Source organism: Rhodospirillum centenum SW (genome assembly GCF_000016185.1).
In the GTDB taxonomy this organism is placed as follows: domain Bacteria; phylum Pseudomonadota; class Alphaproteobacteria; order Azospirillales; family Azospirillaceae; genus Rhodocista; species Rhodocista centena.
In genome coordinates, this window is record NC_011420.2 from 949,443 (window position 1) to 974,100 (window position 24,658).

22 protein-coding genes and 2 pseudogenes are annotated in these 24,658 nt (G+C 70.1%); 18 read left to right on the forward strand and 6 right to left on the reverse strand.

All coding sequences use genetic code 11. From position 1 onward, the window contains the following. Nucleotides 1-141: 141 nt before the first annotated feature. The 9 genes from egtB (at nt 142) to RC1_RS04320 (ending at nt 10,641) form a co-directional block, all read left to right on the forward strand. Complete coding sequence (gene egtB, locus RC1_RS04280; protein WP_012566122.1) at nt 142-1,431, forward strand: ergothioneine biosynthesis protein EgtB; 1,290 nt, start codon at nt 142-144, stop codon at nt 1,429-1,431. A gap of 25 nt (nt 1,432-1,456) precedes the next feature. After that, nucleotides 1,457-2,500 (forward strand): L-histidine N(alpha)-methyltransferase, encoded by a 1,044-nt coding sequence (egtD, locus tag RC1_RS04285; RefSeq protein WP_012566123.1) that lies wholly within the window; start codon nt 1,457-1,459, stop codon nt 2,498-2,500. A gap of 122 nt (nt 2,501-2,622) precedes the next feature. Further along, nucleotides 2,623-3,984 carry an adenylate/guanylate cyclase domain-containing protein gene (locus RC1_RS04290; protein ID WP_012566124.1) on the forward strand — a complete coding sequence of 454 codons (1,362 nt, stop codon included), beginning with the start codon at nt 2,623-2,625 and terminating at the stop codon, nt 3,982-3,984. Between the two features lie 70 nt (nt 3,985-4,054). Beyond that, nucleotides 4,055-5,242: a vWA domain-containing protein gene (locus RC1_RS04295; RefSeq protein ID WP_012566125.1), complete on the forward strand. Its 1,188-nt coding sequence runs from the start codon at nt 4,055-4,057 to the stop codon at nt 5,240-5,242. A 129-nt stretch (nt 5,243-5,371) separates the two neighbouring features. Next, nucleotides 5,372-6,823: an NADP-dependent isocitrate dehydrogenase gene (locus RC1_RS04300; protein WP_012566126.1), complete on the forward strand. Its 1,452-nt coding sequence runs from the start codon at nt 5,372-5,374 to the stop codon at nt 6,821-6,823. Nucleotides 6,824-7,077: 254 nt separating this feature from the next. Then, entirely contained in the window at nt 7,078-7,437 is a 360-nt protein-coding gene (locus RC1_RS04305) for a GcrA family cell cycle regulator (protein WP_012566127.1), read from the forward strand. A 272-nt stretch (nt 7,438-7,709) separates the two neighbouring features. Beyond that, nucleotides 7,710-9,437 (forward strand): PAS domain S-box protein, encoded by a 1,728-nt coding sequence (locus RC1_RS19870; RefSeq protein WP_184446267.1) that lies wholly within the window; start codon nt 7,710-7,712, stop codon nt 9,435-9,437. Nucleotides 9,438-9,511: 74 nt separating this feature from the next. Next, nucleotides 9,512-9,955 (forward strand): antitoxin Xre-like helix-turn-helix domain-containing protein, encoded by a 444-nt coding sequence (locus tag RC1_RS04315; protein ID WP_012566129.1) that lies wholly within the window; start codon nt 9,512-9,514, stop codon nt 9,953-9,955. Further along, nucleotides 9,955-10,641, forward strand: a complete 687-nt coding sequence (locus tag RC1_RS04320; protein ID WP_012566130.1) for an RES family NAD+ phosphorylase — start codon at nt 9,955-9,957, stop codon at nt 10,639-10,641. The genes RC1_RS04315 and RC1_RS04320 overlap by 1 nt, the downstream gene beginning before the upstream one ends. A 118-nt stretch (nt 10,642-10,759) precedes the next feature. On the opposite strand, the pseudogene RC1_RS04325 reads toward RC1_RS04320, so the two are convergent. Then, nucleotides 10,760-11,979: pseudogene (locus tag RC1_RS04325) on the reverse strand (NADP-dependent isocitrate dehydrogenase). Between the two features lie 160 nt (nt 11,980-12,139). After that, nucleotides 12,140-12,724, reverse strand: a complete 585-nt coding sequence (locus RC1_RS04330) for an LOG family protein (protein WP_012566131.1) — start codon at nt 12,722-12,724, stop codon at nt 12,140-12,142. Nucleotides 12,725-12,976: 252 nt separating this feature from the next. Between RC1_RS04330 and RC1_RS19875 the strand changes: the two genes are divergently transcribed. Both RC1_RS19875 and RC1_RS04340 read left to right on the forward strand, forming a co-directional pair. After that, nucleotides 12,977-13,447: a c-type cytochrome gene (locus tag RC1_RS19875; RefSeq protein WP_012566132.1), complete on the forward strand. Its 471-nt coding sequence runs from the start codon at nt 12,977-12,979 to the stop codon at nt 13,445-13,447. Nucleotides 13,448-13,457: 10 nt separating this feature from the next. Beyond that, on the forward strand, nt 13,458-14,138 hold the full coding sequence (locus RC1_RS04340) for a cytochrome b/b6 domain-containing protein (protein WP_012566133.1): 681 nt from the start codon (nt 13,458-13,460) through the stop codon (nt 14,136-14,138). 113 nt (nt 14,139-14,251) lie between these two features. Here the strand turns inward: RC1_RS04340 and RC1_RS04345 are convergent, their stop codons facing one another. Beyond that, nucleotides 14,252-14,728 carry a hypothetical protein gene (locus RC1_RS04345; RefSeq protein WP_012566134.1) on the reverse strand — a complete coding sequence of 159 codons (477 nt, stop codon included), beginning with the start codon at nt 14,726-14,728 and terminating at the stop codon, nt 14,252-14,254. 239 nt (nt 14,729-14,967) lie between these two features. Here RC1_RS04345 and RC1_RS04350 point away from each other — a divergent pair, with 239 nt between their 5' ends. Further along, nucleotides 14,968-15,231 carry a hypothetical protein gene (locus tag RC1_RS04350; protein ID WP_012566135.1) on the forward strand — a complete coding sequence of 88 codons (264 nt, stop codon included), beginning with the start codon at nt 14,968-14,970 and terminating at the stop codon, nt 15,229-15,231. A gap of 47 nt (nt 15,232-15,278) precedes the next feature. On the opposite strand, the gene RC1_RS04355 is transcribed toward RC1_RS04350, so the two are convergent. Together RC1_RS04355 and RC1_RS04360 are read right to left on the reverse strand one after the other, a co-directional pair. Further along, nucleotides 15,279-15,539, reverse strand: a complete 261-nt coding sequence (locus RC1_RS04355; RefSeq protein ID WP_012566136.1) for a hypothetical protein — start codon at nt 15,537-15,539, stop codon at nt 15,279-15,281. 249 nt (nt 15,540-15,788) lie between these two features. Further along, nucleotides 15,789-15,983, reverse strand: coding sequence for a hypothetical protein (locus RC1_RS04360; RefSeq protein ID WP_041785126.1), 195 nt, complete (start codon nt 15,981-15,983; stop codon nt 15,789-15,791). A 298-nt stretch (nt 15,984-16,281) separates the two neighbouring features. Between RC1_RS04360 and RC1_RS04365 the strand changes: the two genes are divergently transcribed. Further along, the gene (locus tag RC1_RS04365; RefSeq protein WP_012566138.1) at nt 16,282-17,202 is read left to right on the forward strand and encodes a thioesterase family protein; all 921 of its coding nucleotides are present in this window, start codon (nt 16,282-16,284) and stop codon (nt 17,200-17,202) included. A 50-nt stretch (nt 17,203-17,252) separates the two neighbouring features. Beyond that, a pseudogene (locus RC1_RS21365) lies at nt 17,253-17,345 on the forward strand (IS5/IS1182 family transposase); the annotation flags it as partial. A 181-nt stretch (nt 17,346-17,526) separates the two neighbouring features. On the opposite strand, the gene RC1_RS04370 reads toward RC1_RS21365, so the two are convergent. Then, a complete protein-coding gene (locus tag RC1_RS04370; protein ID WP_012566139.1) occupies nt 17,527-21,267 on the reverse strand; it encodes a vitamin B12-dependent ribonucleotide reductase in 3,741 nt (1,246 codons plus the stop codon). 396 nt (nt 21,268-21,663) lie between these two features. Between RC1_RS04370 and RC1_RS04375 the strand changes: the two genes are divergently transcribed. The 4 genes from RC1_RS04375 (at nt 21,664) to RC1_RS04390 (ending at nt 24,631) form a co-directional block, all read left to right on the forward strand. After that, nucleotides 21,664-22,731 (forward strand): lysylphosphatidylglycerol synthase domain-containing protein, encoded by a 1,068-nt coding sequence (locus RC1_RS04375; protein ID WP_012566140.1) that lies wholly within the window; start codon nt 21,664-21,666, stop codon nt 22,729-22,731. 139 nt (nt 22,732-22,870) lie between these two features. Continuing rightward, a complete protein-coding gene (locus tag RC1_RS04380) occupies nt 22,871-23,266 on the forward strand; it encodes an NADH:ubiquinone oxidoreductase subunit NDUFA12 (RefSeq protein WP_012566141.1) in 396 nt (131 codons plus the stop codon). Between the two features lie 68 nt (nt 23,267-23,334). Next, nucleotides 23,335-23,856, forward strand: coding sequence for an outer membrane lipid asymmetry maintenance protein MlaD (gene mlaD, locus RC1_RS04385; protein ID WP_012566142.1), 522 nt, complete (start codon nt 23,335-23,337; stop codon nt 23,854-23,856). 1 nt (nt 23,857) lies between these two features. After that, nucleotides 23,858-24,631 carry a class I SAM-dependent methyltransferase gene (locus tag RC1_RS04390; protein WP_012566143.1) on the forward strand — a complete coding sequence of 258 codons (774 nt, stop codon included), beginning with the start codon at nt 23,858-23,860 and terminating at the stop codon, nt 24,629-24,631. Nucleotides 24,632-24,658 lie beyond the last annotated feature (27 nt).

Below are 24,658 nucleotides of genomic sequence, written 5' to 3' on the forward strand. Positions count from 1 at the left end.
ACCTGCCCCTGACGGATGGACGGGCGGTTCCCGGCCCATCGGCCTAGGGCGGAATCGCCGTACCTGACGGGAGTTGCCGGCCGGTGCCGCGGCGGATGCCCCTATCCTGGGGGCGAGTGATCCCCGCCGCCGGAGCCGCCGATGCCCGATGCCTGTCCCGACCGGGCCGCTCTGCTGGCCGCCCGCCTTGCCGCCACCCGTGCCCGCAGCGTCACCCTGACCGACGGCCTGTCGGCCGAGGACATGGTGGTGCAGTCCATGCCGGATGCCAGCCCGGTGAAGTGGCATCTGGCGCACACGACCTGGTTCTTCGAGACCTTCGTGCTGGGGCCGCATGCCGGCCAGCCGCCGCACGATCCCGCCTGGGCCTATCTCTTCAACTCCTATTACGTCGCCGCGGGCGACCGGCATCCACGGCCCCGGCGCGGGCTCGTCACCCGGCCCGGCGTGGCCGAGGTGCTGGACTGGCGGGCGCAGGTGGACCGCCGGCTGGCCGCCTTCCTGGAAAGCGGCCCCGCGGCCGAGGCCCTGGACCTGATCGACCTGGGCATCGCCCACGAGCAGCAGCACCAGGAACTGCTGCTGACGGATCTGAAGCACCTGCTGGCCCAGAACCCCCTGCGGTATCTCCTGCGGCCCGCCGGCCCTGGGACGGACGACAGGGTGCCGGGGGGGCTGCCGCCGCTCGGCTGGGTCGAGCATCCCGGCGGTCTGGTCGAGGTCGGCCATGCGGGTCCCGGCTTCGCCTACGACAACGAAGGCCCACGCCACCGCGTCTGGCTGGAGCCCTTCGCGCTCGCCGACCGGCCGGTCACCTGCGGCGAGTGGCTGGCCTTCATGGCCGATGGCGGTTACGCCACGCCGTCGCTCTGGCTCTCCGACGGCTGGGCCGCGGTGCAGGCGGAAGGCTGGCGGGCGCCGCTCTACTGGCGCGACGCCGGGGACGGCGACTGGCGGGTCTTCACCCTGTCCGGCGAGCGCCGCCCGGATCCGGCGGAGCCGGTCGCCCATGTCAGCCAGTACGAGGCCGACGCCTTCGCCCGCTGGGCCGCCGGGGTCCATGCCGGTTCCAGCAGCCCGGCGGGCCTCGGCACCCGGCTGCCGACGGAAGCGGAATGGGAGACGGTGGCCGCCCTGCGCGCGCCCTCGGGCACCTTTGCCGATGCCGGGCGTTATCACCCCGCTCCGCTGTCGGGCCCGTCCTGGTACGGGGAGGTCTGGGACTGGACCGCGTCCGCCTATCTCCCCTATCCGGGCTTCCGCACGGCGGCCGGGGCGGTGGGCGAGTACAACGGAAAGTTCATGAGCGGGCAGATGGTCCTGCGCGGCGGCTCCTGCGCCACCCCCACGGGCCATGTCCGGCCCACCTACCGCAACTTCTTCCCGCCGGCCGCGCGCTGGCAGTTCAGCGGCCTCCGGCTGGCCCGCTGACGGGAAGCCAGAAGAGGGGGGGCCGATGTCCCGCGACGCGACCACAGCACCCGGGCCGGGCCACGGCCCGGTGCGTGCCAGCTTCCTCGACCTCGCCCCGCGCGAGGAGGGATTCCGCGAGGCCGTCCTGCGCGGCCTGTCGGCCAAGCCCCGGACCCTGCCCGCGACGTTCTTCTACGATGCCGAGGGCTCGCGGCTGTTCGATCTCATCACCGCCCAGCCGGAATATTATCCGACGCGGACGGAGATCGGCATCCTGGCGGAGTCCGGGGCGGAGATGGCGGACCTGCTGGGGCCGGGCTGCCAGGTGATCGAGCTGGGCAGCGGCTCCTCCGTCAAGGTGCGGCTGCTGCTCGACCGGCTGGAGGACCCGGCCGGTTATGTCGGCATCGACATCAGCCGGGCGCATCTGCGCGCCGCCTGTGACCGGCTGGCGGCGGACTATCCGGAGCTGGACGTGCTGGCCCTCTGCGCCGACTGCCTGCACCCGGAGTTCCTGGCCGGAATCGCCGTGCCGCCGCCGGCATCGCGGCTGCCGGGGCGGCGGGTGGTGTTCTTCCCGGGCTCCACCATCGGCAACCTGGACCCGGTCGAGGCGCTGGCCTTCCTCTCCCTCTGGGGGCGCTGGCTGCGCCGGGCCGGGCCGCGCGCGGCCGACGAACGGCCCGGCGGCCTGCTGGTCGGCGTGGATCTGCGCAAGGATCCGGCCCGGCTGCACGCCGCCTACAACGACGCGGCCGGGGTGACGGCGGCCTTCAACCTGAACCTGCTGGCCCGCATCAACCGCGAGCTGGGCGGCAGCTTCGACCCGGATGCCTTCGCCCACCGCGCCTTCTACGACCCCGAGCGCGGCCGGGTGGAGATGCATCTGGTCAGCCGCCGCGACCAGATCGTGCGGGCGGCGGGGCGGAGCTTCGCCTTCCAGGCGGGGGAGACGATCCACACCGAGAACTCCTACAAGTACACCCTGCCCGGAGTCGCCGCGCTGGCGGCCCGTGCGGGCCTGCGCACGGAACGGACCTGGACCGATCCGGACGGACTGTTCGCCCTGTTCTGGCTCGTGGCCTGAGCGGAGATCGCGCTTTGCTGCCCCGATCGGACGGGGCAGGATCGTGCCGTCCGGATGCCTTGTTTCCGCCGGGATTGCCGGGCAGGGAACAGGCGTGAGCGGGCGTGTTGGGGGACGGTGCCATGGCGGACTCTCTGGTCGAGCGGCAGGTCGCGCGCCTGGATGCGGCCTTCCTGCGCGAACAGCGCCGCGGCGTGCGCCTGCTGGCGATCGCGCGGCTGATCACCATGGTGGTGATCCTGGGCTGGGTCCTCTCCATCGACGTGGCGATGGAGAATCTGCGGCCTTACGTTCTCATCGTGCTTCTGTCCGCCCTGTCGCTCGTCTCCGTCTGGCTGACCCGGACGGACTGGTACCGACCCTGGATGCTCTATCCCCTGGTGGCGCTGGACAATCTGCTGATCGGCTACGGCCTGCTGGGCATGGCCACCATCGGCGGAGAGGTGCTGCCGCCGCCGGTGATGCTGCGTACCGTCTGGTTCTCGCTGTTCTTCCTCTTCATCGCCGGCACGGCGCTGGCGCAGTCGCCCGGCCTCGTCGTCTGGGCCGGGCTGTCCGCCGCGCTCGTCTGGACCGTGGGGGCCCTCTGGGTGATGGCCCAGCCCGGCAGCTATCATTCCGATCTCGCCTATGGCGGTGCCGGCACGTTGGGGGACTTCCTCGCGGTCTATCTCGACCCGATGTTCGTGGATGTCGTCAACTGGGGCAGCCAGGTGCTGCTCCTGCTGCTGGTCGCCTTCGTCCTGGCCGTGGTGGTCGGACGTTCCCGCCGGCTGGTGGCCGACACGGTGGCGGTGGAGCGGGAGCGGGCGAACCTCGCCCGCTATTTCTCGCCGGACATGGTGGACCGCCTCGCCGCCAAGGACAGCCCCTTCGCCCAGCCGCAGACCCGCCCGGTGGCGGTCCTGTTCGCGGACCTGATGGGCTTCACCCGCATCTGCGAGACGACGCCGCCGCCCGAGGTGATCGAGCTGCTGCGCGGTTTCCGCCAGCGCATGGAGCGCTGCGTCTTCGCCCATGGCGGCACCATCGACAAGTATGTCGGGGACTGCGTGATGGCCACCTTCGGCACGGTGGCGGCGACGGACACCGATCCGGCCGAGGCGCTGGCCTGTGCCCGCGCCATGACGGAGGCGCTGCGGGACTGGAACCGGGAACGCCGGCAGCGGGGGCAGCCGGCGTTGCGGCTCTGCATCGGGCTGCACTACGGCCCCGTGATCCTGGGCGACATCGGCGGCGACCGGCAGGTGGAGTTCACGGTGATCGGCGACACGGTGAACGTGGCCAGCCGGCTGGAGAAGATCACCCGCGATCTCGATGCCGACATCGTCGCCAGCGACGATCTCGTGCAGGCCGCCGTCGCCGTCCGGGGAACCGCGGTGCTGGATGGCTTCCAGTCGGCGGAGAGCGTCTCCCTGCGCGGCCGGCGCGAGACGCTGGGCGTCTGGTATCACCGCCGTGCGGAGGCCCTGGCCGCGGAATAGGCCCCGCCCTTCATCCGCGGCCGGCGGCTCTGCTACAGTCCGGGTCCCGGAACGCCGCAGGGCCGCGCCGATGTTCACCACCTTCTTCTACGAACTGCGCAAGGCGCAGGTGCCCGTCAGCCTGAAGGAATATCTGGCGCTGATGGAGGCGATGCAGGCCCACGTCGCCGCCTACAGCATCGACGACTTCTACTATCTCTGCCGCGCCGTGCTGGTGAAGGACGAGCGCAACCTGGACCGTTTCGACCAGGTCTTCGGCCAGGTCTTCAAGGGGCTGGAGGCGTCCGGCGCGACGCCGCAGGAGATCTTCGCGCAGATCCCAGAGGAATGGCTGCGCAAGCTGGCCGAAAAGCTGCTGACGGAAGAGGAGAAGGCCCAGATCCAGGCCCTGGGGGGCTGGGACCGGTTGATGGAGACGCTGGCGCAGCGCCTTGCCGAGCAGGAGGGGCGGCACCAGGGCGGCTCGAAATGGATCGGCACCGCCGGCACCTCGCCCTTCGGGGCCTACGGCTACAATCCGGAGGGCGTGCGCATCGGCCAGCAGGAGAGCCGCCACCGCCGCGCCGTGAAGGTCTGGGACCGGCGGGACTTCCGCAACCTGGACGACCGGGTGGAGCTGGGCACCCGCAACATCAAGGTGGCGCTGCGCCGGCTGCGCCGGTTCGCCCGTCAGGGCGCGGCCGAGGTGCTGGACCTGCCCGACACCATCCGCTCCACCGCGCGCAACGCCGGCTGGCTCGACCTGCGGATGGTGCCGGAACGGCACAATGCCGTGAAGGTGCTGCTGTTCCTGGATGTCGGCGGCAGCATGGACGACCATGTGCGCGTCTGCGAGGAGCTGTTCTCCGCCGCCCGGACGGAGTTCAAGCATCTTGAATACTTCTACTTCCACAACTGCGTCTATGAAGGCGTCTGGAAGGACAACCGCCGCCGCCATGTCGAGCGGATGTCCACCTGGGACGTGATCCATACCTACGGGCCGGACTACAAGCTGGTCTTCGTCGGCGACGCCGCCATGAGCCCCTACGAGATCGTGCAGCCCGGCGGCAGCGTGGAGCACTGGAACGCCGAGGCCGGGCAGGTCTGGTTGCAACGGCTGCTGCACACCTGGCGCCATGCCATCTGGCTGAACCCGACGCCGGAGAAGTACTGGGGCTACACCCAGTCCATCGCCATGATCCGCCAGCTCATGGACGGCCGCATGTACCCCCTGACGCTGGAGGGGCTGGACCGCGGCATGCGCGAGCTGAACCACTGATCCCGCCGTCCTTCCTGACCGTCCGCGTCCGCGCATCGGGCTAGATTGAAACGGTTCCGGCCCGCGCATAGTCTGCCCGGCGCCCGGATACCCCCGATGGATGGGGAGTGGCAGAAAAGGACGGACAGCATGAGTGACGTGACGAAGGTCACCATCGCGCGCGGCGACGGGATCGGTCCCGAGATCATGGATGCGACCCTGGAGATCCTGGAGGCGGCGGGCGCCGCGCTGGAGTACGAGGAGATCCAGATCGGCGAGAGCGTCTACCGGCGCGGCATCCTGAACGGCATGGAACCGGCGGCCTGGGACAGCCTGCGTCGCACCCGCGTCTTCCTGAAGGCACCGATCACCACGCCGCAGGGCGGCGGCTACAAGTCCCTGAACGTGACGATCCGCGGCGCGCTGGGGCTTTACGCCAACATCCGCCCCTGCGTCAGCTACCACCCGTTCGTCAACACGAAGCACCCGCAGATGGACGTGGTGATCGTGCGCGAGAACGAGGAGGACCTCTATGCCGGCATCGAGTACCGGCAGACCCAGGACGTCACCCAGGCGGTCAAGCTGATCTCCCGGCCGGGGTCGGAGAAGATCATCCGCTACGCCTTCGAGTATGCCCGCGCCAACCACCGGCGCAAGGTGACGGCCTTCGTCAAGGACAACATCATGAAGATCAGCGATGGCCTGTTCCATCGCGTCTTCGACGAGATCGCCGCCGAGTATCCGGAGATCGAGCACGAGACGATGATCATCGACATCGGCGCCGCCCGGCTGGCGGATACGCCCGAGCAGTTCGACGTCATCGTCACCCTGAACCTCTACGGCGACATCATCTCCGACATCGCGGCCCAGATCACGGGCTCGGTCGGGCTCGCCGGCTCGTCCAACATCGGCGACCAGTGCGCCATGTTCGAGGCCATCCACGGCTCGGCGCCGAACATCGCCGGCAAGGGCATCGCCAACCCCTCGGGCCTGATCCTGGCCTCGGTGATGATGCTCGTGCATGTCGGGCAGGCCGAGGCGGCGGAGCGCATCCACAATGCCTGGCTGCGCATGATCGAGGACGGCATCCACACGGTGGACATCTTCAAGCGCGGCATCTCCAAGGCCCGCGTCGGCACCCGCGACTTCGCGGCGAACCTGATCGACCGGCTGGGCGAACGGCCGGTGACGCTGACCCCGGCAAGCTACGAGGTCGGCGCCAAGGCCACCTTCGCCGGCATCCAGCTCAAGACGCGCAACGACGCGAAGAAGCGGCTGGTCGGCTGCGACATCTTCATCGACCACACCGGCGGCGACGGCGGTGCCATGGCCGCCCGCGTGCTGCCGCTGGTGCAGGACGGGCTGAAGCTGTCCGTCATCTCCAACCGCGGCCAGAAGGTCTGGCCGGACGGTGCGCCGGAAACCTTCTGCATCGACCACTGGCGCCTGCGGGTGATGGGGGAGGGCAATGCCGAGGTCAGCCAGAACGCCATCGCTGCGCTGATCGTGCGCATGGCCGATGCAGGATTCGACATTGTGCAGACGGCGCGTCTCTATACCTTCGACGGCGCGCCCGGCTTCTCCCTGGCCCAGGGCCAGTAGACCCGGTCGCCGCGGCGGCCGGCCATCATGCCCCTGCAGGGGGTGTCTGCGGAGTTTCCCACAGAAAAATCGCAGCCGCCCCCTACCCATCCGGAAGCAAATTTGGTACGGTTGGGCACTGCACGGCACAAGATATAGGTTCTTGTGTTGACAGGTTACCTATGGCAGGCAGCCGGACCTGCGGTCGCGGTCATGCCCCGGGGCGGCCGGTCCCGGGTGCCGATGCCGCGCGGGAGCTTGGGGGAGAAACCTTCATGAGTTGGACGGAAGAGCGGATCGGGAAGCTGCGCGAACTCTGGGGGCAGGGGATGAGCGCCAGTGAGATCGCCGAGCTTCTGGGCAACGTCACCCGGAACGCGGTGATCGGCAAGGCCCACCGCCTTGGCCTGTCCGGTCGTCCCTCCCCGATCAAGAAGAAGCCGACCCGCGGTGCCACCATCCTGTCGCTGACCGAGCGCATGTGCAAATGGCCGGTCGGCGACCCCAAGCACCCGGACTTCCATTTCTGCGGCAAGCCCGCCCTGCCGGGCATGCCCTACTGCGCCGAACACGCCGCCCTGGCCTATCAGCCGGCCAAGAAGCGGGAAGAGGAACGGAAGTTCTCCGTCGCCTGACGGGCGGCACCCGGCCGGTCCCGGTCCGACGGGCTGCCTCCGGGTCCTACCTCGCGCTGCCGGCGCGGCGGTGACAGCGCCCGGAACCGTGCGCGCCCGTCCTCCCCCTATGCCGTTCGTCTCAGTTTGGTCCGCCGGCATCCTCGTATAGGACTAGGGGACTTTCTGGGCGCGGACGGCAGGCGGGTTCCTTGTCCTTTGGTAAGAGCAGACGGACGCTTCCGCCGCTTCCGGCGGACAGGCCGGCCTTTCCGGCCGGGATGGACCAGGCCGTGTCCGCGGCGGGCGACGATCCTGTCGCCGCGGCGCAGGTGCGGCTCGCGCAGGCCTGCGGCGGGCTCCAGGCGTGGCAGATCGATCCCGCCACCTGGACGGCCACGGGCCATCCAGGGGTGCTGGATCTGTTCGGCCTGCCCGCTACCGCCAGCGTCCGTGACCTCCTTGAGGCCATCCATCCGCGCGACCGTCCCCGGGTACGACGGTCCTTCACCGAGGCGTGCCGCCCCGGCGGCGTCTGCCTGTGCGATTTCCGGGTGATGTTGCCGGACGGCGGGGTGCGCTGGCTGCGTCATGCGGGAGAGGGGGTGGCCCGGCCCGACGGGTCATTGCGGGTTGTCGGCTTCACGGTGGACATCACCGGCACCCGGACGGCTGCCCGGGATCTGGTGGAGAGCGAGGCGCGCTTCCGCAGCTTCATCGACCATTCCACCAGCCTGATCTTCGCCAAGGACCTCCAGGGTCGCTACATCCTGGCGAACAGCGCCTATCTCGACCTGTTCGGCTTCGCCTCGCTGGAGGCGCTGCTGGGCCTCACGGACCGGGACCGTTACGGCCACGAGGTGGACTGGACCCTGAACGACCGCCGGGTGGCGGCGACGGGCGAACCGCTGGAGGCGGAGGAGGAGGCCGACTTCGCGGACGGTCGCCGAACCTACATCTCGGCCAAGTTCCCTCTGCGCGACGCCGCTGGCCGGATCGTCGCGGTCGGCGGCATCTCCACCGACATCACCGCCCGCAAGGCGGCGGAACAGGCGCTGGCGGAGAGCGAGGCGCGCTTCCGCGTGCTCGCGGACAGCGCCCCGGTCACCATCTGGATGACCGCCCCGGACGGGTCCTGCACCTACATGAGCCGCGGCTGGCGGGAAGCGACGGGGCAGGACGAGCGCGCCGCCGCCGGCTCCGGCTGGCTTGCCGCCCTGCATCCCGACGACGCCCCGGCGGCGCGGCAGGCGCTGGCGGAAGCCATCGCCGGACAGCGGGCCTTCCGCCAGGAATACCGCCTCCGCCACCGCGACGGCCGCTACCGCTGGGCCATGAACGTGGCCGTGCCGCGGCTGTCCGGCGGGGGCGACTTCCTGGGCCTGATCGGCTCGATCATGGACATCACCGAGCGCCGCCAGCTTGAGGAGGCGCGGGCGCTGCTGATGCGCGAGGTGGACCACCGCGCCAAGAACGCGCTCGCCGTGGTGCAGGCCCTGGTCGGGCTGACCTCGGCCGACAGCGTGGCGGCGTTCAAGCAGGCGGTCACGGGGCGCGTCTCCGCCATGGCGCGGGCGCACTCGCTGTTGGCGGCCAACCGCTGGCTGGGCGGCGACCTTGCCGGGCTGGCGGGGGAGGAGCTGGAACCCTATGCGGGCCGCGTCCACATGGCCGGCCCCGCGGTCGATCTGCCGGCCGACTACGTCCAGGCGGTATCGCTGTCATTGCACGAGCTGGCGACCAATGCGGCCAAACACGGTGCCCTGTCCAGTCCGGACGGCCGGGTCGATCTGCGCTGGGAACTGGTGGGCGATGGCCGCGCCCTCCGCCTCGTCTGGGAGGAGAGCGGCGGTCCCCCGGTCGCCGGCGCCCCCCGGCACAGCGGCTTCGGCTCTTCCCTGCTGGTCCGCAGCATCCGCGGCCAGCTCGGCGGCACTCTGCGCCAGGACTGGCGCCCAGAGGGCCTCCTCTGCGAGATCGTCCTGCCGCTCACCCATGACGAGGGTGGGGAGCGGGGGTAGTCCCACCAGATGATGAAGCGAAACTCATCATCTGGTGATATGATGGTGTCCGCGGATGATAACGGAGGGCACGGATGCCGCCGCTTGCGCAGACATCGGGCGACCGCCTGCCGACCTCGCGCCCCCGGCAGCAGACCTTTGCCGATCCCTCGGACCGCGCCCGCCTGACCCCGGCCTCGCTGGCGGCCATGCGGCGTCTGGCGGAGACCTGGACCCTGTCCCGACCGGAGGCGGCCGCCCTCCTCGGGGTTTCGGAAAGCACCTGGGACAGGATCAGGACAGGTGCCTGGACCCAGACCCTCAGTCAGGACCAGCTCTACAGGGTTTCGGCCCTCGTCGGCCTCTACAAGGGCCTGCATCTTCTCTTCGCGGACGCCATGGCCGACCGCTGGCCGCGGCTGCGGAACCGGGGGCCGTTGTTCGACGGACAGACCCCCATCGACGCCATGGTCGAGGGAGGCATCCCGCTGATGCTGGAGGTGCGCCGCCATGTCGATGCCCTGCGCGGCGGGCTCTGATGGCGCTGCCCGTGCGTCGCCTCGCGCTGGAGCGGACGGTACGGCTGGTGACCAGCGCCCGGCTCCGCGATCCGGTGCTGCGGGGCCTCGTGCCCGCGGACATGGTGGACGATCTGGCCGAGATCGAAGGCGCGACCAGCGGTCGGATCATGGCGCAGGCCCGTGGGGCGGACGGTATCGGCAGCGCGGAGTTCGTCGCCGGGCTTCCCCAGGCCCTTTTCATCAACGCTGCCTTCTCCTACTGGCGTCCGCGCGACCTGAACCGCTTCAACGGGCCGGGCCGTGGGGCGTGGTACGCGGCCTTCGCGGTCGAGACCTGCCTGGCCGAGGTCATCTTCCATCTGACGCGCGAGCTGGAGCGGGTCGGGGACTTCCGTGCGGTGGTGGAGTATGCGGAACTGTTCGCCTCCTTCGCCGGGGAGTTCTGCGATCTCCGCGGCGTCGTCCCGGTCCCGGCCTGCCTCGATCCCGACCCCGCCGTGGGATACCCCGCGGGCAATGCCCTGGCGGAGACTCTGCGGACGGAGGGGCGCAACGGCATCGTCTACCCCTCCGTGCGGCATCCGGGCGGCACCTGCCTCGTCGCCCTGTTCCCCCACGCCGTCCAGTCGGTGGCCCCGGGCCGGGTGCTGCGGGTCACCTGGGCCGGCGGGCGGGCGCCCACCTGGGACGCGGTGACGGACTGAGCGGAGAACGCCCGGCGCCTCTCCGGGCGGCGCGGCCATGGAAAACCCCCGGAGGCCGGGCCTCCGGGGGGGCGGGTGATGCTCGACGGGTCGGTGGGGGCAGCGGCGCCCGCCGGGGTCAGTAGCCCATCGCCAGCTTCAGATTGTCGTCCAGCTTCGCCAGGAAGTCCTGGGTGGTCATCCAGGGCTGCTCCGGGCCGATCAGCAGGGCCAGATCCTTGGTCATGAAGCCGGCCTCCACCGTCTCCACGCAGACCCGCTCCAGCGTCTTGGCGAACAGGGTGACCTCCGGCGTCTGGTCGAACTTGCCGCGGTAGGACAGGCCCTGGGTCCAGGCGAAGATGCTGGCGATGGGGTTGGTGCTGGTCGGCTTGCCCTTCTGGTGGTCGCGGAAGTGGCGGGTGACGGTGCCGTGCGCGGCCTCCGCCTCGATGGTGCGGCCGTCCGGCGTCATCAGCACCGAGGTCATCAGGCCCAGGCTGCCGAAGCCCTGCGCCACGAGATCGGACTGCACGTCGCCGTCGTAGTTCTTCGCGGCCCAGAGGAAGTTGCCCGACCATTTCAGCGCCGACGCCACCATGTCGTCGATCAGCCGGTGCTCGTAGGTCAGGCCCTTGGCCTTGAACGCCTCGGCGAACTCGGCGTCGAACACCTCCTGGAACAGGTCCTTGAAGCGCCCGTCATACGCCTTGAGGATCGTGTTCTTGGTCGAGAGATAGACCGGGTAGTTGCGCAGCAGGCCGTAGTTGAAACAGGCGCGTGCAAAGCCACGGATCGACTCGTCCACATTGTACATGCCCATGGCGATGCCGGGGCCGTCGAAGTCGAAGACGGTGTGGCGGATGTTGCTGGTACCGTCGCGGCTGGTGAAGGTGATGGACAGCCGCCCGGCCGCCGGGATGATGAAGTCGGTGGCGCGGTACTGGTCGCCGAAGGCATGCCGGCCGATCACGATCGGCTGGGTCCAGCCCGGCACCAGCCGCGGCACGTTCCTGCAGATGATCGGCTCGCGGAAGACGGTGCCGCCCAGGATGTTGCGGATGGTCCCGTTGGGGGACTTCCACATCTCCTTCAGGTTGAATTCCTTGACCCGCGCCTCGTCCGGCGTGATGGTCGCGCACTTCACGCCCACGCCGTACTGCTTGATCGCCTCGGCCGCCTCGACCGTCACCCGGTCGTCCGTCGCGTCCCGGTTCTCGATGCCGAGATCGTAGTATTTCAGGTCCACGTCGAGATAGGGCAGGATCGCAGGCGGTCCTTGATGAACTGCCAGATGACGCGCGTCATCTCGTCGCCGTCGAGTTCGACGATCGGATTGGCGACCTTGATCTTCGGCATGGTGCGGGCCTCTCCCGGCTTCCGTTATCCAGACGCCGGATCGTTGCCGGCGTTGCGACATAAGAGCCTAACAGGACCCCCGGCGCAACCGAACCCGGCCCCGCCGCACCCTGTCCAAAGGTGCAGTTCCGCGGGGCCGTCCGGGGCGCTCCGCCTCCGCTCAGAGGCGGGCGACGCGCGCCTCCACCGTCGGGACGGGCGCCACCTCCAGGGCCGGCAGCACGTCCTCCACCCGGTCCACGAACGTGTAGAGCCGCTCGATCTCCATCCGGCCGAAGCCGGTCTCGCGGATATGCGTCAGCAGCGCGCGCAGCGGCGCCCAGTAGCCGTCCACGTCCACGATGATGATCGGCTTGTCGTGCAGGCGGAGCTGGCGCCAGGTGATGATCTCGAACGCCTCGTCCAGGGTGCCGAGTCCCCCCGGCAGAATCACGAAGGCATCGGACCGAGAAACCATCATGGCCTTGCGGGTATGCATGCTGTCCACCACATGCAGTTCCGTGAGGCCGGTGTGGTCCACCTCCAGGGCCTGGATATGCTCGGGAATGATCCCCACCACCTCGCCGCCTTCGGCAAGGGCGGCATCGGCCGTGATCCCCATCAGGCCGACGCGTCCGCCGCCGTAGACGAGGCGCAGTCCCGCTGCGCCGATGCGCCGCCCCAGATCGTGTGCCGCCTGCTTGTAGGTGTCCGCGACCTGGCCTGAAGACCCGCAGTAGACGCAGACGGACCGGATGGTGGACATTCGCCTTCCCTTGTCGATGCGGACGCCGATGCCGTCATCGGCGCGGTTGCGTCCATCGGCGGTTCTCCGGCGCGCCCGTCGCTGCAGGCCTGCCCACCCGAACGAACGGGCGGGGTCGGCTTGCGTCGCAGCGGGGGCGCGGGCACTCTTGGGCCGTCCGATGGGCCGGTCCAAGCCCGTTACACCATCGCCGACCCCTTCCACAAGGCGGAACGGCTGGCTTCCCTGACAGGATCGAGAGGAAATGAAGAAATGAAGCGTCCGATCTCCAAGCTTTTCCAGAGTGCTCTGCTGTCCGCCGGGCTGGTCGCCGTGGCGGCCGTCGGCACGGCCATGGCCCAGGACCCCGCGGACGCGGTCAAGCAGCGCCAGTCGCAGATGAAGGAGATCGGCGGGGCGATGAAGTCGATCCAGGCCTTCGTCAAGGACGGCAAGGGCACCGCGGCGGAGGTGAAGACGGCGGCCGAGACGGTCGTCACCACGGGGCCGAAGTTCGAGGGCCTGTGGCCGGAGGGCACCGCCGTCGGCTTCGGCAAGAGCGAGGCCAAGGCCGCGATCTGGACGGAGATGGAGAAGTTCGCCAAGGGCTTCCAGGCGATGGGTCAGCAGGCCGAACTGCTGGTCAAGGTCGCGGACACCGGCGACCGCGCGGCGATCGGCAAGCAGTTCGGGGCTCTCTACGAGACCTGCAAGTCCTGCCACGAAGCCTACCACGAGGACTGAGGGGCCGGTGATGGCGGAAACGGAGAAGGCGTCGCGGATGGTCACCGTCTGGGACGGAGCCACGCGGCTTTTCCACTGGGGGCTGCTCACCTGCCTGATCGGGGCCTGGTGGACGGCTGAGACCGAGGAGTTCGAACAGCATCTGCTGTTCGGCTACGGGGCGCTGGGCCTGATCCTGTTCCGCCTCGCCTGGGGGCTGGTCGGTAGCGAGACGTCGCGGTTCAGCAGCTTCATCCGCAACCCGATGGTGGCGGTGGAGCATGTCCGCAGCCTGCTGCGGCCCGGCCCGGCGGAGGTCCATGTCGGACACAACCCGCTGGGCGCCTGGGCCGTGGTGGCGCTGCTGCTGCTGGTCACGGTGCAGGTCACCACCGGCCTGTTCCTCAGCGGCGGCGACATCTTCGTGGTGGAGGCGCCGCTGAACCATCTGGTCAGCTCCCGCACCGCGGACCTGCTGGAGACCATCCACGAGGTCAACTTCACCCTGTTGCAGATCACGGTGGTCGTGCATGTCTCGGCCATCGTCTTCTATGCCGTGGTGAAGCGGCGCGACCTGATCGAGCCGATGCTCACCGGCTGGGTGGACCTGCCGGGCGACGTGCCGGCCCCGCGCATCGCCTCGCCCTGGCGGGCGCTGCTGGTCGCGGCGGCGGCGGCGGCTCTGGTCTGGGTCCTCGCCGGACTCGCCTGAGGCGGGTGCCGCAAACGCCGACGGGGGACGGCACGCCGTCCCCCGTTTCTTTTTCCGTCGTCCTCAGCGCCGGCCCTGTCGCCGGGCGGAACCGCGTATCAGAAATGCCGGGATCAGAGATACTGGCCGAACACCCGCAGATAGGGGCGTGCCTCCTGCAGGAACTGGACCGCCTCGTACATCAGGTCCGTGAGTGTCATGTGGCCGGGCAGTTCGCGCTGGCCCAGCACCAGGATCTTCTGCTTCTCGTCCACCACGAACCGCGCCTTGCGCAGGTGGCTGGTGGCGCGCAGCAGGGTGAACAGGGTCTGCCGCTTCTCCGGCGCCTCGATGGAATAGGGCAGGTAGCCGATCTCGGCCCAGATCTGGAACAGAGTCCGGTCCGCGTCCGGCGTCACGGAGACATGGAACAGCAGCCCGTCCAGATGGAAATGGTGACGCGAGGCCGGCGGCGGACGCCGGATCTCGACGATGCCGTCCGCGTTGACGCTGAGCGCCCCCGGTCCGAGCGGCAGCCCGCCCCGGGTCACCTCCAGCGCCAGCTTGGCGACCGATTCCAGCGACTGCGTCACGCCCATGGCCACGCCCATGCTCCACTCAGGGGGTCATCCGTACCTAGCCGGAGCGGCCGGCCCGGTCCAGTTCTTTCGCCGTCCGGTCAGGCCGTTCCCGGACCCGGCGGACCGTCCGGAAACGTGCGCTTAACATCAGCCGGCCTGACCCTGCCCGGCCTGACGCCACCCGGCCCATCGTCCTGTCCGCCCGCCCGCCGCGGAATGCCGTCGGGAACGGGCAGGGTCGGGGCCGTCCGATGCCTTTGGACAGAGGCATGATCCCCTATCCCGACCTCACCGATCTGCCGGCATCCCTTGCCAGGGCGGTGGTCCGCATGGTCCGGCTGGTGAACGAGATGCACCGCCGGCATCCGGACCTCGACTGTTTCGCCATTGATGCCGACGATCCGCTCGACCGTCAGGCACTCGCCATCGTGGCGCAGCATGTGGACGGACTCAACCTGTCCTTCCGGTTGTTGCCGGCCCCGCCCGGTCTTCTGGATCAGACCCGCCGCGACCCCGGCGACGGCGGCGGCTGAACCGCCGTGCGCCAGGGGGGGGCGGTCTTGCCTCAGGCCTGCTTGCCTCAGGCCTGCTCCTCCTGCGCCATCTCTTCGGCCAGTTCGCCGGCAAGGTCTGCGAACAGCCAGCCGTCCGCCGTCAGGCCCTGATTCTCGCAGATGCGCACGAAGACCCGGTAGGCATGCAGGATCGCCACGTCCAGCACGGCTTCGTCGCCCTCCTCGCTGTGGCGGTCGCGGATCTCCCGCTCCTCCAGGCTGCCCAGCACATCCATCTCGGCTGCCTGCAACACCGCTTCCATGGCACGTTTATGGAGGTTCGACATCGAGGTCTTCCTTCTTCTACTGATCGCCCGGTCTCGCCCGCGCGCCAGGCTTCCGTCCGGACAGGGACGGAGCGCCGACGCACGGGGGCAGCCCTGATATCAGGCTGCCGCCCTGCCGTGGACTGCCGATTTCCAGAGGCTGCCCTGCCGGCGCGCAGAAAAGACGTGCAGGCACCCGCCGGTCATCGCCGACCGCCGCCCGGATCAGTGTGCCGCAGAATGCGGTCTCTCGGATGGGAAAAGGAAGGGTCAGGCTTCCCTGGGGGGCGGGGACGGGGACAGCATCTCCAGGACCTGCTGCCAGTACTGGATGCGGTCGGCCTTGCGGGTCTTCTCCGCTTCCGCCAGATAGCGCCGGGCGGTGTCCGCCGCGCCCACCCCCCACAGCCGGAGCAGGGCATCGGCCTGACGCTGGACGGGATCGTGGGTGGTCTTCGGGGGCATGGGCATTCTCTGTGCCGGCGGGGCAAGTTGCCGGCGGGGTGCCGGACCGGCCCCGCAAGCAATGACGGTCGTCTACAGATGGTCATTCTCCGGGGGCTCAACAAGCAGAGCGGACCCCGCCCCTGACCTTACCCTTTTGCATTCCTGGGCAATAAAGACGGATTGCTTCGGAGGAGCGTCCCTCCTTTCCGGTGGCAGGGCCGGTCCGCAGGGCGGATGTCCCGGCGGCCGGGACGGCCGGCGCGGCGGCGCGCGGCTACACTGGCACCCGTCCATCCCGATCCGGAGACCAGCCCGCGTGACCGACAGCCCTCCCGAGAACCTTCCTGGCAGGCCCGCCCCCGACGACTCCGCCGCGCCGGAGCGTCCCTGGTTCGGCGACATCCTGGCCGCGCTGGCGCCGGGGCCGTCCGGCTGGCGGGTGCCGGTCCCGCCGAACTGGAGCCAGGGCCGCGCCGGCTTCGGCGGTCTCGTCACGGCCCTCTGCGTCGAGGCGATCCGGCGGGAGACGGGGGAGGCGGCGCCGTTGCGCTCCCTCACCATGGCCTTCATCGGCCCGGCACTGGGGGAGATCGACATCCAGATCCGGCCCCTGCGCCGGGGCCGCACGGCCAGTTTCATCGAGGCGACCGTCGTCACCGGCGGCGGGCAGGAGGTGGCGGCCAGCCTGACCGCCTGTTTCGGGCCGGAGCGCGAGTCCCGCCTGACCCTGGAGTCGCCGCCGCGCGCCCCCATGCCCGACCCCGCCGCCGGCATCCGCCTGCCGCCGCTGCGCGGCATGGGGCCGGTCTTCATCGGGCAGTTCGACGTGCGGGTGGTGCGCGGCGTGCCCTTCGGCGGCGGTGCCGAGGCGGAGATCGAGTGGTGGACCCGGCACCACGACCCCGCGGCGCGGACCAGCGAGGCCGGTCTGATCGCCGCGCTGGACGTGCTGCCGCCGGCCGCCACGGCCCGGCTGCGCGGGCTGATGCCGGTGGCGAGCCTGACCTGGTTCATCGACTTCCCCGGCGGCCTGCCGGCGGCGGGACCGGCCCCGGCCGTGCTGACCGTGGCGGACGGGACCGATCCGGCCGGCGCGGATGCCGGCCCCGGCTGGGTCCTGACCCGCAGCAGCGCCGACCATGGCGGCGGCGGCTTCAGCGGTCAGGCCATGACAAGCTGGTCCGCCGACGGCCGCCTGCTGGCGCTGCACCGGCAGTCGGTGGGGATCTTCGGGTAGGCCGGGGCCGGACCCGTCCGGTCTCCGGCGCGGGGCCGTCGGGCAGGGCAGCCTGGTTCGCCCGCTTCCACCGCATCGCTGTCCACTACGAACGACGCGCCGATATTTTCACGGCCTTCCGTCACATCGCCGCAAGCCTCTGACGTGCACCCCTGAACTGTATCCGGGCTGAGGTAGAGTCCTCCCTGAGGAGGACGGATCATGAGGATGCGTAGTGTTGCGCAGCCTGTGGATAATCCGCTTCCCTCCGGGCAGAAGAAACCCCGGGCGCGGCGGTCAGGCCGCGCCCGGGGGGAAGGCAGGACGCTCCGGCTGGCGCGGGGCTCAGCTACAGCCGGTCGTCGAGCCGCAGGTATCGCACTTGAGGCAGGTGCCGTTGCGCACCAGGGTCATGTTCCCGCACTCGGGGCAGGGATCGCCCTCGTAGCCTTTGGCACGGGCCTCCTTGACCTTCTCCAGCCGGGCGTCGCTGCTGCTTTCCCGGTGGTAGTGGACGGTCGTGGTGGTCGTCGTCGTCGTGCCGCCGCCGGCGAAGGCGGTGGCCGGACGGGCCGTCTCCGTGCCGGTGGCGGCATAGGCGACGGGGGCGGCGACGCTCTCGAACGCCTGCACCGCCTTGCCGGCGGCCCCGCCGGGCAGCACCCGCAGATTGGAGCGGACATAGCCCGTGCTGGCGACGCGCGCCACCACGTCCAGCGTCTCCTTCGTCACCCGGGCGGCGGCCTCCGGCAGCTCGGCCTGCCGCTCGCCGCGGCCCATCGTGTCGGGCAGCAGGTCCTCCGGCGTGGCGTGCGCCAGATCGTTGCGGCCGAGGTAGGAGATCGCCAGTTCGCGGAACACGTAGTCCAGGATGGAGGTCGCCATCTTGATGGCGTCGTTGCCCTGGACCATGCCCGACGGTTCGAAGCGGGTGAAGGTGAACGCCTCCACATACTCCTCCAGCGGCACGCCGTACTGGAGACCCAGCGACACGGCGATGGCGAAGTTGTTCATCATCGACCGGAAGGCGGCGCCCTCCTTGTGCATGTCGATGAAGATCTCGCCCAGCCGGCCGTCCTGGTACTCGCCGGTGCGCAGATAGACCTTGTGCCCGCCGACCATGGCCTTCTGGGTATAGCCCTTGCGCCGGTGCGGCAGCTTCTCCCGCTCGGTCTGGCGGATCACCTTCTCCACCACCCGCTCGACGATGCGCTCGGCGATCAGGGGCGCGCGCGCCGCGGCCGGGGCCTCGACGATGCGCTCGACCAGCGACTCCTCGTCGGCCGTCTCCTCCTCGTCCTCCTCCAGCACCTGTGCGTTCAGCGGCTGGCTCAGCTTCGAGCCGTCGCGGTAGAGCGCGTTCGCCTTCAGGCCCAGGCGCCAGGACAGCAGATAGGCGTCCTTGCACTCCTCCACGCCGGCGTGGTTGGGCATGTTGATGGTCTTGGAGATGGCGCCCGAGATGAAGGGCTGTGCCGCCGCCATCATGCGGATGTGGCTCTGGGCGGAGAGGTAGCGCCTGCCGACCTTGCCGCACGGGCTGGCGCAGTCGAACACCGGCAGGTGCTCGTCCTTCAGGCCCGGCGCGCCCTCCAGTGTCATCGCCCCGCAGCAGTAGACGTTGGCGGCCTCGATCTCGGCCTTGCCGAAGCCCAGGAAGGCCAGCATGTCGAAGCCGAAATCGTCCAGCGCCGCCGGCGGGATGCCCAGCGTCTCGGTGCAGAACGCCTCGCCGAAGGTCCAGCGGTTGAAGGCGAACTTGATGTCGAAGGCGGAGCCCAGCGCCGCCTCCAGCTTCTCCAGTTCGGCGTCGCCGAAGCCCTTGGCCCGCAGCTTGGCATGGTCGATGCCGGGCGCGCCCTGCAGCGTGCCGTGGCCGACCGCGTAGCGCTCGATCCGGGTGATCTCCTCGGGCGTGTAGCCCAGCCGGGACAGGGCCTCCGGCACGGCGCGGTTGATGATCTTGAAGTAGCCGCCGCCGGCCAGCTTCTTGAACTTCACCAGCGCGAAGTCGGGCTCGATGCCGGTGGTGTCGCAGTCCATCACCAGCCCGATGGTGCCGGTCGGGGCCAGCACCGTGGCCTGGGCGTTGCGGAAGCCGTGCGCCTCGCCCAGCGCCAGCGCCTTGTCCCAGGCCGCCTTGGCAGCGTCCATCAGGGCGGCGTCGGGGCAGTCGTCGGCGCGCAGCGCCACCGGCAGCACCGACAGATCCTCATAGCCCGAGCGTGCGCCGTGCGCGGCGCGGCGGTGGTTGCGGATGACCCGCAGCATCGCCTCGCGGTTCTGCGCATAGCCGGGGAAGGGGCCCAGCTCCTGTGCCATCTCGGCGGAGGTGGCATAGGCGATGCCGGTCATGATCGCCGTGATGGCGCCGCAGATGGCGCGCCCCTCGGTCGAGTCGTAGGGGATTCCCGACGCCATCAGCAGGCCGCCGATGTTGGCGAAGCCCAGGCCCAGCGTGCGGTACTCATAGGACAGCCGGGCGATCTCCCGCGAGGGGAACTGCGCCATCAGGACGCTGATCTCCAGCACCACGGTCCACAGACGGCAGGCATGCTCGAAGGCCGGGATGTCGAAGCTCCCGTCCGTCCGGCGGAACTCCATCAGGTTGATGGAGGCCAGATTGCAGGCCGTGTCGTCCAGGAACATGTACTCGGAGCAGGGGTTCGAGGCGTTGATCCGCCCCGAGGCCGGGCAGGTGTGCCACTCGTTGATGGTGGTGTCGAACTGCACCCCCGGATCGGCCGACTGCCACGCGGCATAGGCGATCTTGTCCCACAGCGCGCGGGCCTTCAGCGTCCGCGCCGGCTTGCCGTCGGTGCGGCGGATCAGCGTCCAGTCGGCATCCGTCTCGACCGCCTCCAGGAAGGCGTTCGGGATGCGCACGGAGTTGTTGGAGTTCTGGCCGGAGACGGTCAGGTAGGCTTCCGAATCCCAGTCGGTGTCGAACACCCGGACGTCGAAGTCCGTGTAGCCCTGGCCGGCGAGCTGGACGGCGCGCTGGATGTAGTTCTCCGGCACCAGCGCCTTGCGCGCGGCGATGATGGCGCGCTTCAGCGCCTTGTTCTTCTGCGGGTCCAGGCGATCCGCATCGGGGCCGAAACCCTCGGTGCAGGCGGCCATGACCATGGTCAGGTGCTTGCGCACGGTCTTGGAGCCGGTGACCAGCGCGGCCACCTTCTGCTCCTCCGCGACCTTCCAGTCGATGTAGGCCTCGATGTCCGGGTGGTCGAGGTCCACCGTCACCATCTTGGCGGCGCGGCGGGTGGTGCCGCCCGACTTGATGGCGCCCGCGGCGCGGTCGCCGATCTTCAGGAAGGACATCAGGCCGGACGACTTGCCGCCGCCGGACAGCTTCTCGCCCTCGCCGCGCAGGCGGGAGAAGTTGGTGCCGGTGCCGGAGCCGTACTTGAACAGGCGCGCCTCGCGGACCCACAGGTCCATGATGCCGCCCTCGTTCACCAGATCGTCGTCGACGGACTGGATGAAGCAGGCGTGCGGCTGCGGATGCTCATAGGCGGTCTCGGACTTCACCAGCTCGCCGGTGCGGAAGTCCACGTAGAAGTGGCCCTGGCTGGGGCCGTCGATGCCGTAGGCCCAGTGGATGCCGGTGTTGAACCACTGCGGCGAGTTCGGCGCCGCCATCTGGCGCGCCAGCATGAAGCGCATCTCGTCGTAGAAGACGCGGGCGTCCGCTTCGCCGTCGAAATAGCCGCCCTTCCAGCCCCAGTAGGCCCAGGTGCCGGCCAGCCGGTCGAACACCTGCCGGGCCGAGATCTCGCTGCCCGTGCGCTTCTCGGCCGGCAGGGCGGCCAGCGCCTCCTCGTCCGCCACATGGCGCCAGAGGAAGGAGGGGACGGTGTTCTCCTCCACCGCCTTCAGGGCGGCGGGCACCCCGGCCTTGCGGAAGTACTTCTGGGCCAGGATATCGCAGGCGACCTGGCTCCAGTCGGCCGGCACCTCGATGTCCTTGAGCTGGAAGACGACCGAGCCGTCGGGATTGCGGATCTCGCTGGTCGCGCGGCGGAAGTCGATGCCCTCGTAGGCGTCCTGTCCCTCGGTGGTGAAGCGTCGCTCAAATCGCATGGCGCCCCTTGCCTCTCTCGATCCGCGTTTCAGGAAAGGGGAACGGCCGCGCGCGACCAGCGCCTCCGGCACCGCCTCCCCAAGATGCTGTGTGTAACGGAAACGTAAGCCACGAGTTCTCGTGCGGCAACGAGATTTTGTGGCCTGAAAGGGCCGGGCACACCGCTTATAGGGTTGACAGGGACTCGGCCCGGAAAGGGCGCCGGGGTCCGGGGCCACCCGGTCGGAAGCCGCGGCAATCCTCGGCCCGTGGCGACCGGACCGGCGGCGGGCGGGGTGGTGCCGGAGTCGCGTCTGCGGCGGAACGGACGGGGGACACGCGGGGCTTTTCATCTGCAAGGAAGGATGGCAGGGTGCGGCGGCCAGGGCGGCACGCCCGTTCACCCCCATAGGATTATGGACTCCTCCTTCGACACCGCCCGCGAGGCCGCCCGGTCCGAACCGACGCCGACGGCCGGGGGCTCGGAGACGGCGCGGCCGTCCCTGTCCGCCCGGGCCAGGACATGGTCCGGCATCGCCAGCTTCGTGATCCTCGTCATCCTGGCCGTCGTGGCCGTCCGCCATGTCATGCATGAGGTGGATGTCGCGGATGTCTGGGCCTACCTCGACGCGCTGCCGCTCTGGAAGGTGCTGGAGGCCCTGGCCCTCACCGCGGCCGGCTACATGGTGCTGACCCTCTACGACGTGTCGGCGCTGCGGTACCTGAACCTCCGGGTCCGCTATCCCACGGTGGCGCTGGCCAGCTTCGCCGGCTACGCGATCTCCAACAATGTCGGCTGGGCCGTGATCAGCGGCGGCTCCGTCCGCTACCGGGTCTATTCGGCGGCGGGCCTGTCGGCGGGGACGATCGCCAAGGTCGTCGTCTTCTCCACCACCACCTTCACCCTGGGCGTCAGCTTCACCGGCTCCATCGGCATGCTGGTGGGTCCGCATCCGGTGGCATCGCTGCTCTCCCTGCCGGAATGGCTGGTGCAGGTGCTGGCCGGGGTCACGCTCGCGGGGCTGCTGGCGCTCTGCGTGCTGGCGGAGGTGACGCGCAAGCCGGTCAAGGTCTGGCGCTGGTCGTTCCAGCTTCCGTCCTCGGGGCTGATGCTGGCCCAGATCGCCATCGCCTCGCTGGAGATCCTGATCGCCGGTGCCGCGCTCTGGCTTCTGCTGCCGCAGACCCACGGTGCCAGCTTCATGGAGTTCCTGGGTATCTACTGTGCCGCCCTGGTCGTCGCCATGGTCAGCCACATCCCCGGCGGTCTGGGCGTGTTCGAGACGATCCTGCTGCTCGGCCTGTCGGCCCAGGGTTCGGCGGGCGGCGTGCTCGGCGCGCTGCTGGCCTATCGCTTCATCTACTATGTGCTGCCGCTCGTCGTGGCCGGCATGCTGCTGGCAGCATGGGAACTGAAGACGGCCTCCGGGCCGGCTGCGGCGCTGCGCGCCCTGTTCCGGCGGGTCTTCAACCGGGAACCCTGAGCCCCATCTTTCCGGTCAGGTGGCGGCCGTCCGGGGCGCACCGGAGTGGACGGGGCCGCCCCGGGGTGCCATAGTCCGCCGCGACCGGCCGGCCCCGCACGCCGCCCGACCCTACCCCGTGGATTGGACTGTCCAGGACATGGCCAAGCAGGAAAGCACCTCCCTTGTCACCCGGATGGCGAACGTCGCCATCAACGTCCTGACCTGGCGGCGCGGCCAGCTCGTGGGGACCGACAAGTTCGGCAACCGCTATTTCGAGGAGCGCAAGGCGCGCTCCGGCACCCGGCGGCGCCGCTGGGTCCTTTTCAACGGCGAGCCGGAGGCGACGAAGGTGCCGCCCGAATGGCATGGCTGGCTGCACTACACGATGGATGCGCCGCTGCCGGAGAACAGCCCCTTCCACAAGCCCTGGGTGAAGGAGCATCAGCCCAACCGCACCGGGACGCTGAACGCCTACCGGCCGCCGGGGCACATGCTCCAGGGCGGCCAGCGGGCGCGCGCCACAGGCGATTACGAACCCTGGACGCCGAGCTGACGCGCCAGCGCCCTTTCCCTGTCTTCCAGCCCTCCCCGGCGGGGGCCCGTACCGTCTGAAGAGTCCGCATGCGCAGGAACGTCATCGAAACCGTGCTGGGAGCCGTCGTGCTCGTGGTGGCCGGCTTCTTCCTCTTCTTCGCCTACCAGTCCAGCAACGTCCGGACCGTCAGCGGCTACAGGCTGGAGGCCCGCTTCTCCAGCACCGGCGGCTTGCAGCCGGGCGCGGATGTCCGCATCAGCGGCGTCCGGGTCGGCACCGTCGTCAACCAGTACCTGGACAAGCAGACCTTCCAGGCCGTGCTGGTGCTGGAGGTGGACACCTCCGTCCGGCTGCCGGAGGACACGACGGCCGTCATCGCCAGCGAGAGCCTGCTGGGCGGGCGTTTCCTCGATCTCCAGCCCGGCGGGGCGGAGGATCTGCTGAACCCCGGCGACCGCATCCAGTACACCCAGTCCGCGGTGAACCTGGAGGATCTGCTGGGCCGCTACATCTTCAGCAGCGGCCAGGGGGGCCAGCAGGGGGGCGGGCAGCAGGGCCAGCAGCCGGCGGAACCGCCGTCGGGCGGCCTGCTCGGCGGGGGTAAGTAGCGTGTCCGGCGCCCGTCCGCCGGGCCCGGCCCAGTCCTGGGATGCCGACCGCTACGCGCGGGACTTCGGCATCGTCGCGGCGCTGGGCCGCCCGGTCCTGGACCTGCTCGACCCGTGCCCGGGTGAGCGCATCCTGGACCTCGGCTGCGGTGACGGGGCGCTGACCGCGGAACTGGCCGCCCGCGGCGTGGACGTCGTGGCGGCGGACGCCGATCCCGACATGGTGCGCGCCGCTGCGGCGCGCGGCCTCGCCGCCCGGGCGGTGGACGGGCATGACCTGCCGTTCCGGGCGGAGTTCGACGCCGTCTTCTCCAATGCCGCCCTGCACTGGATGCGCGATCCCGACCGGGTGATCGCCGGCGTCGCCCGCGCTCTCAGGCCCGGTGGCCGCTTCGTGGCCGAGATGGGCGGGGCCGGCAACGTGGAGACGGTGCGGAACGCCCTGGTGGCGGCGCTGGACGCCTGCGGCCTGGACGGGGAGGCGGCCGATCCCTGGTTCTTCCCCACGGCCGAGGATTACGCCGGGCGGCTTGCCCGCGCGGGCTTCGCCGTGCGCTCCATCACCCTGATCCCGCGGCCGACCGAACTGGCGGCGGGCATGCGCGCCTGGCTGGAGACCTTCGCCGGCGCGTTCACCGCGCGGCTGCCGGCGACGGAGCGGGGCGCCTTCCTGGACCACGTCGCGGCATCGCTGGCGCCGGCGCTGCGCCGGCCCGACGGGTCCTGGTGGGCCGACTATGTCCGCCTGCGCTTCCAGGCGGTGAAGGGACCCTGACCGCCGGTCGGCGGTCAGCCTCCATGA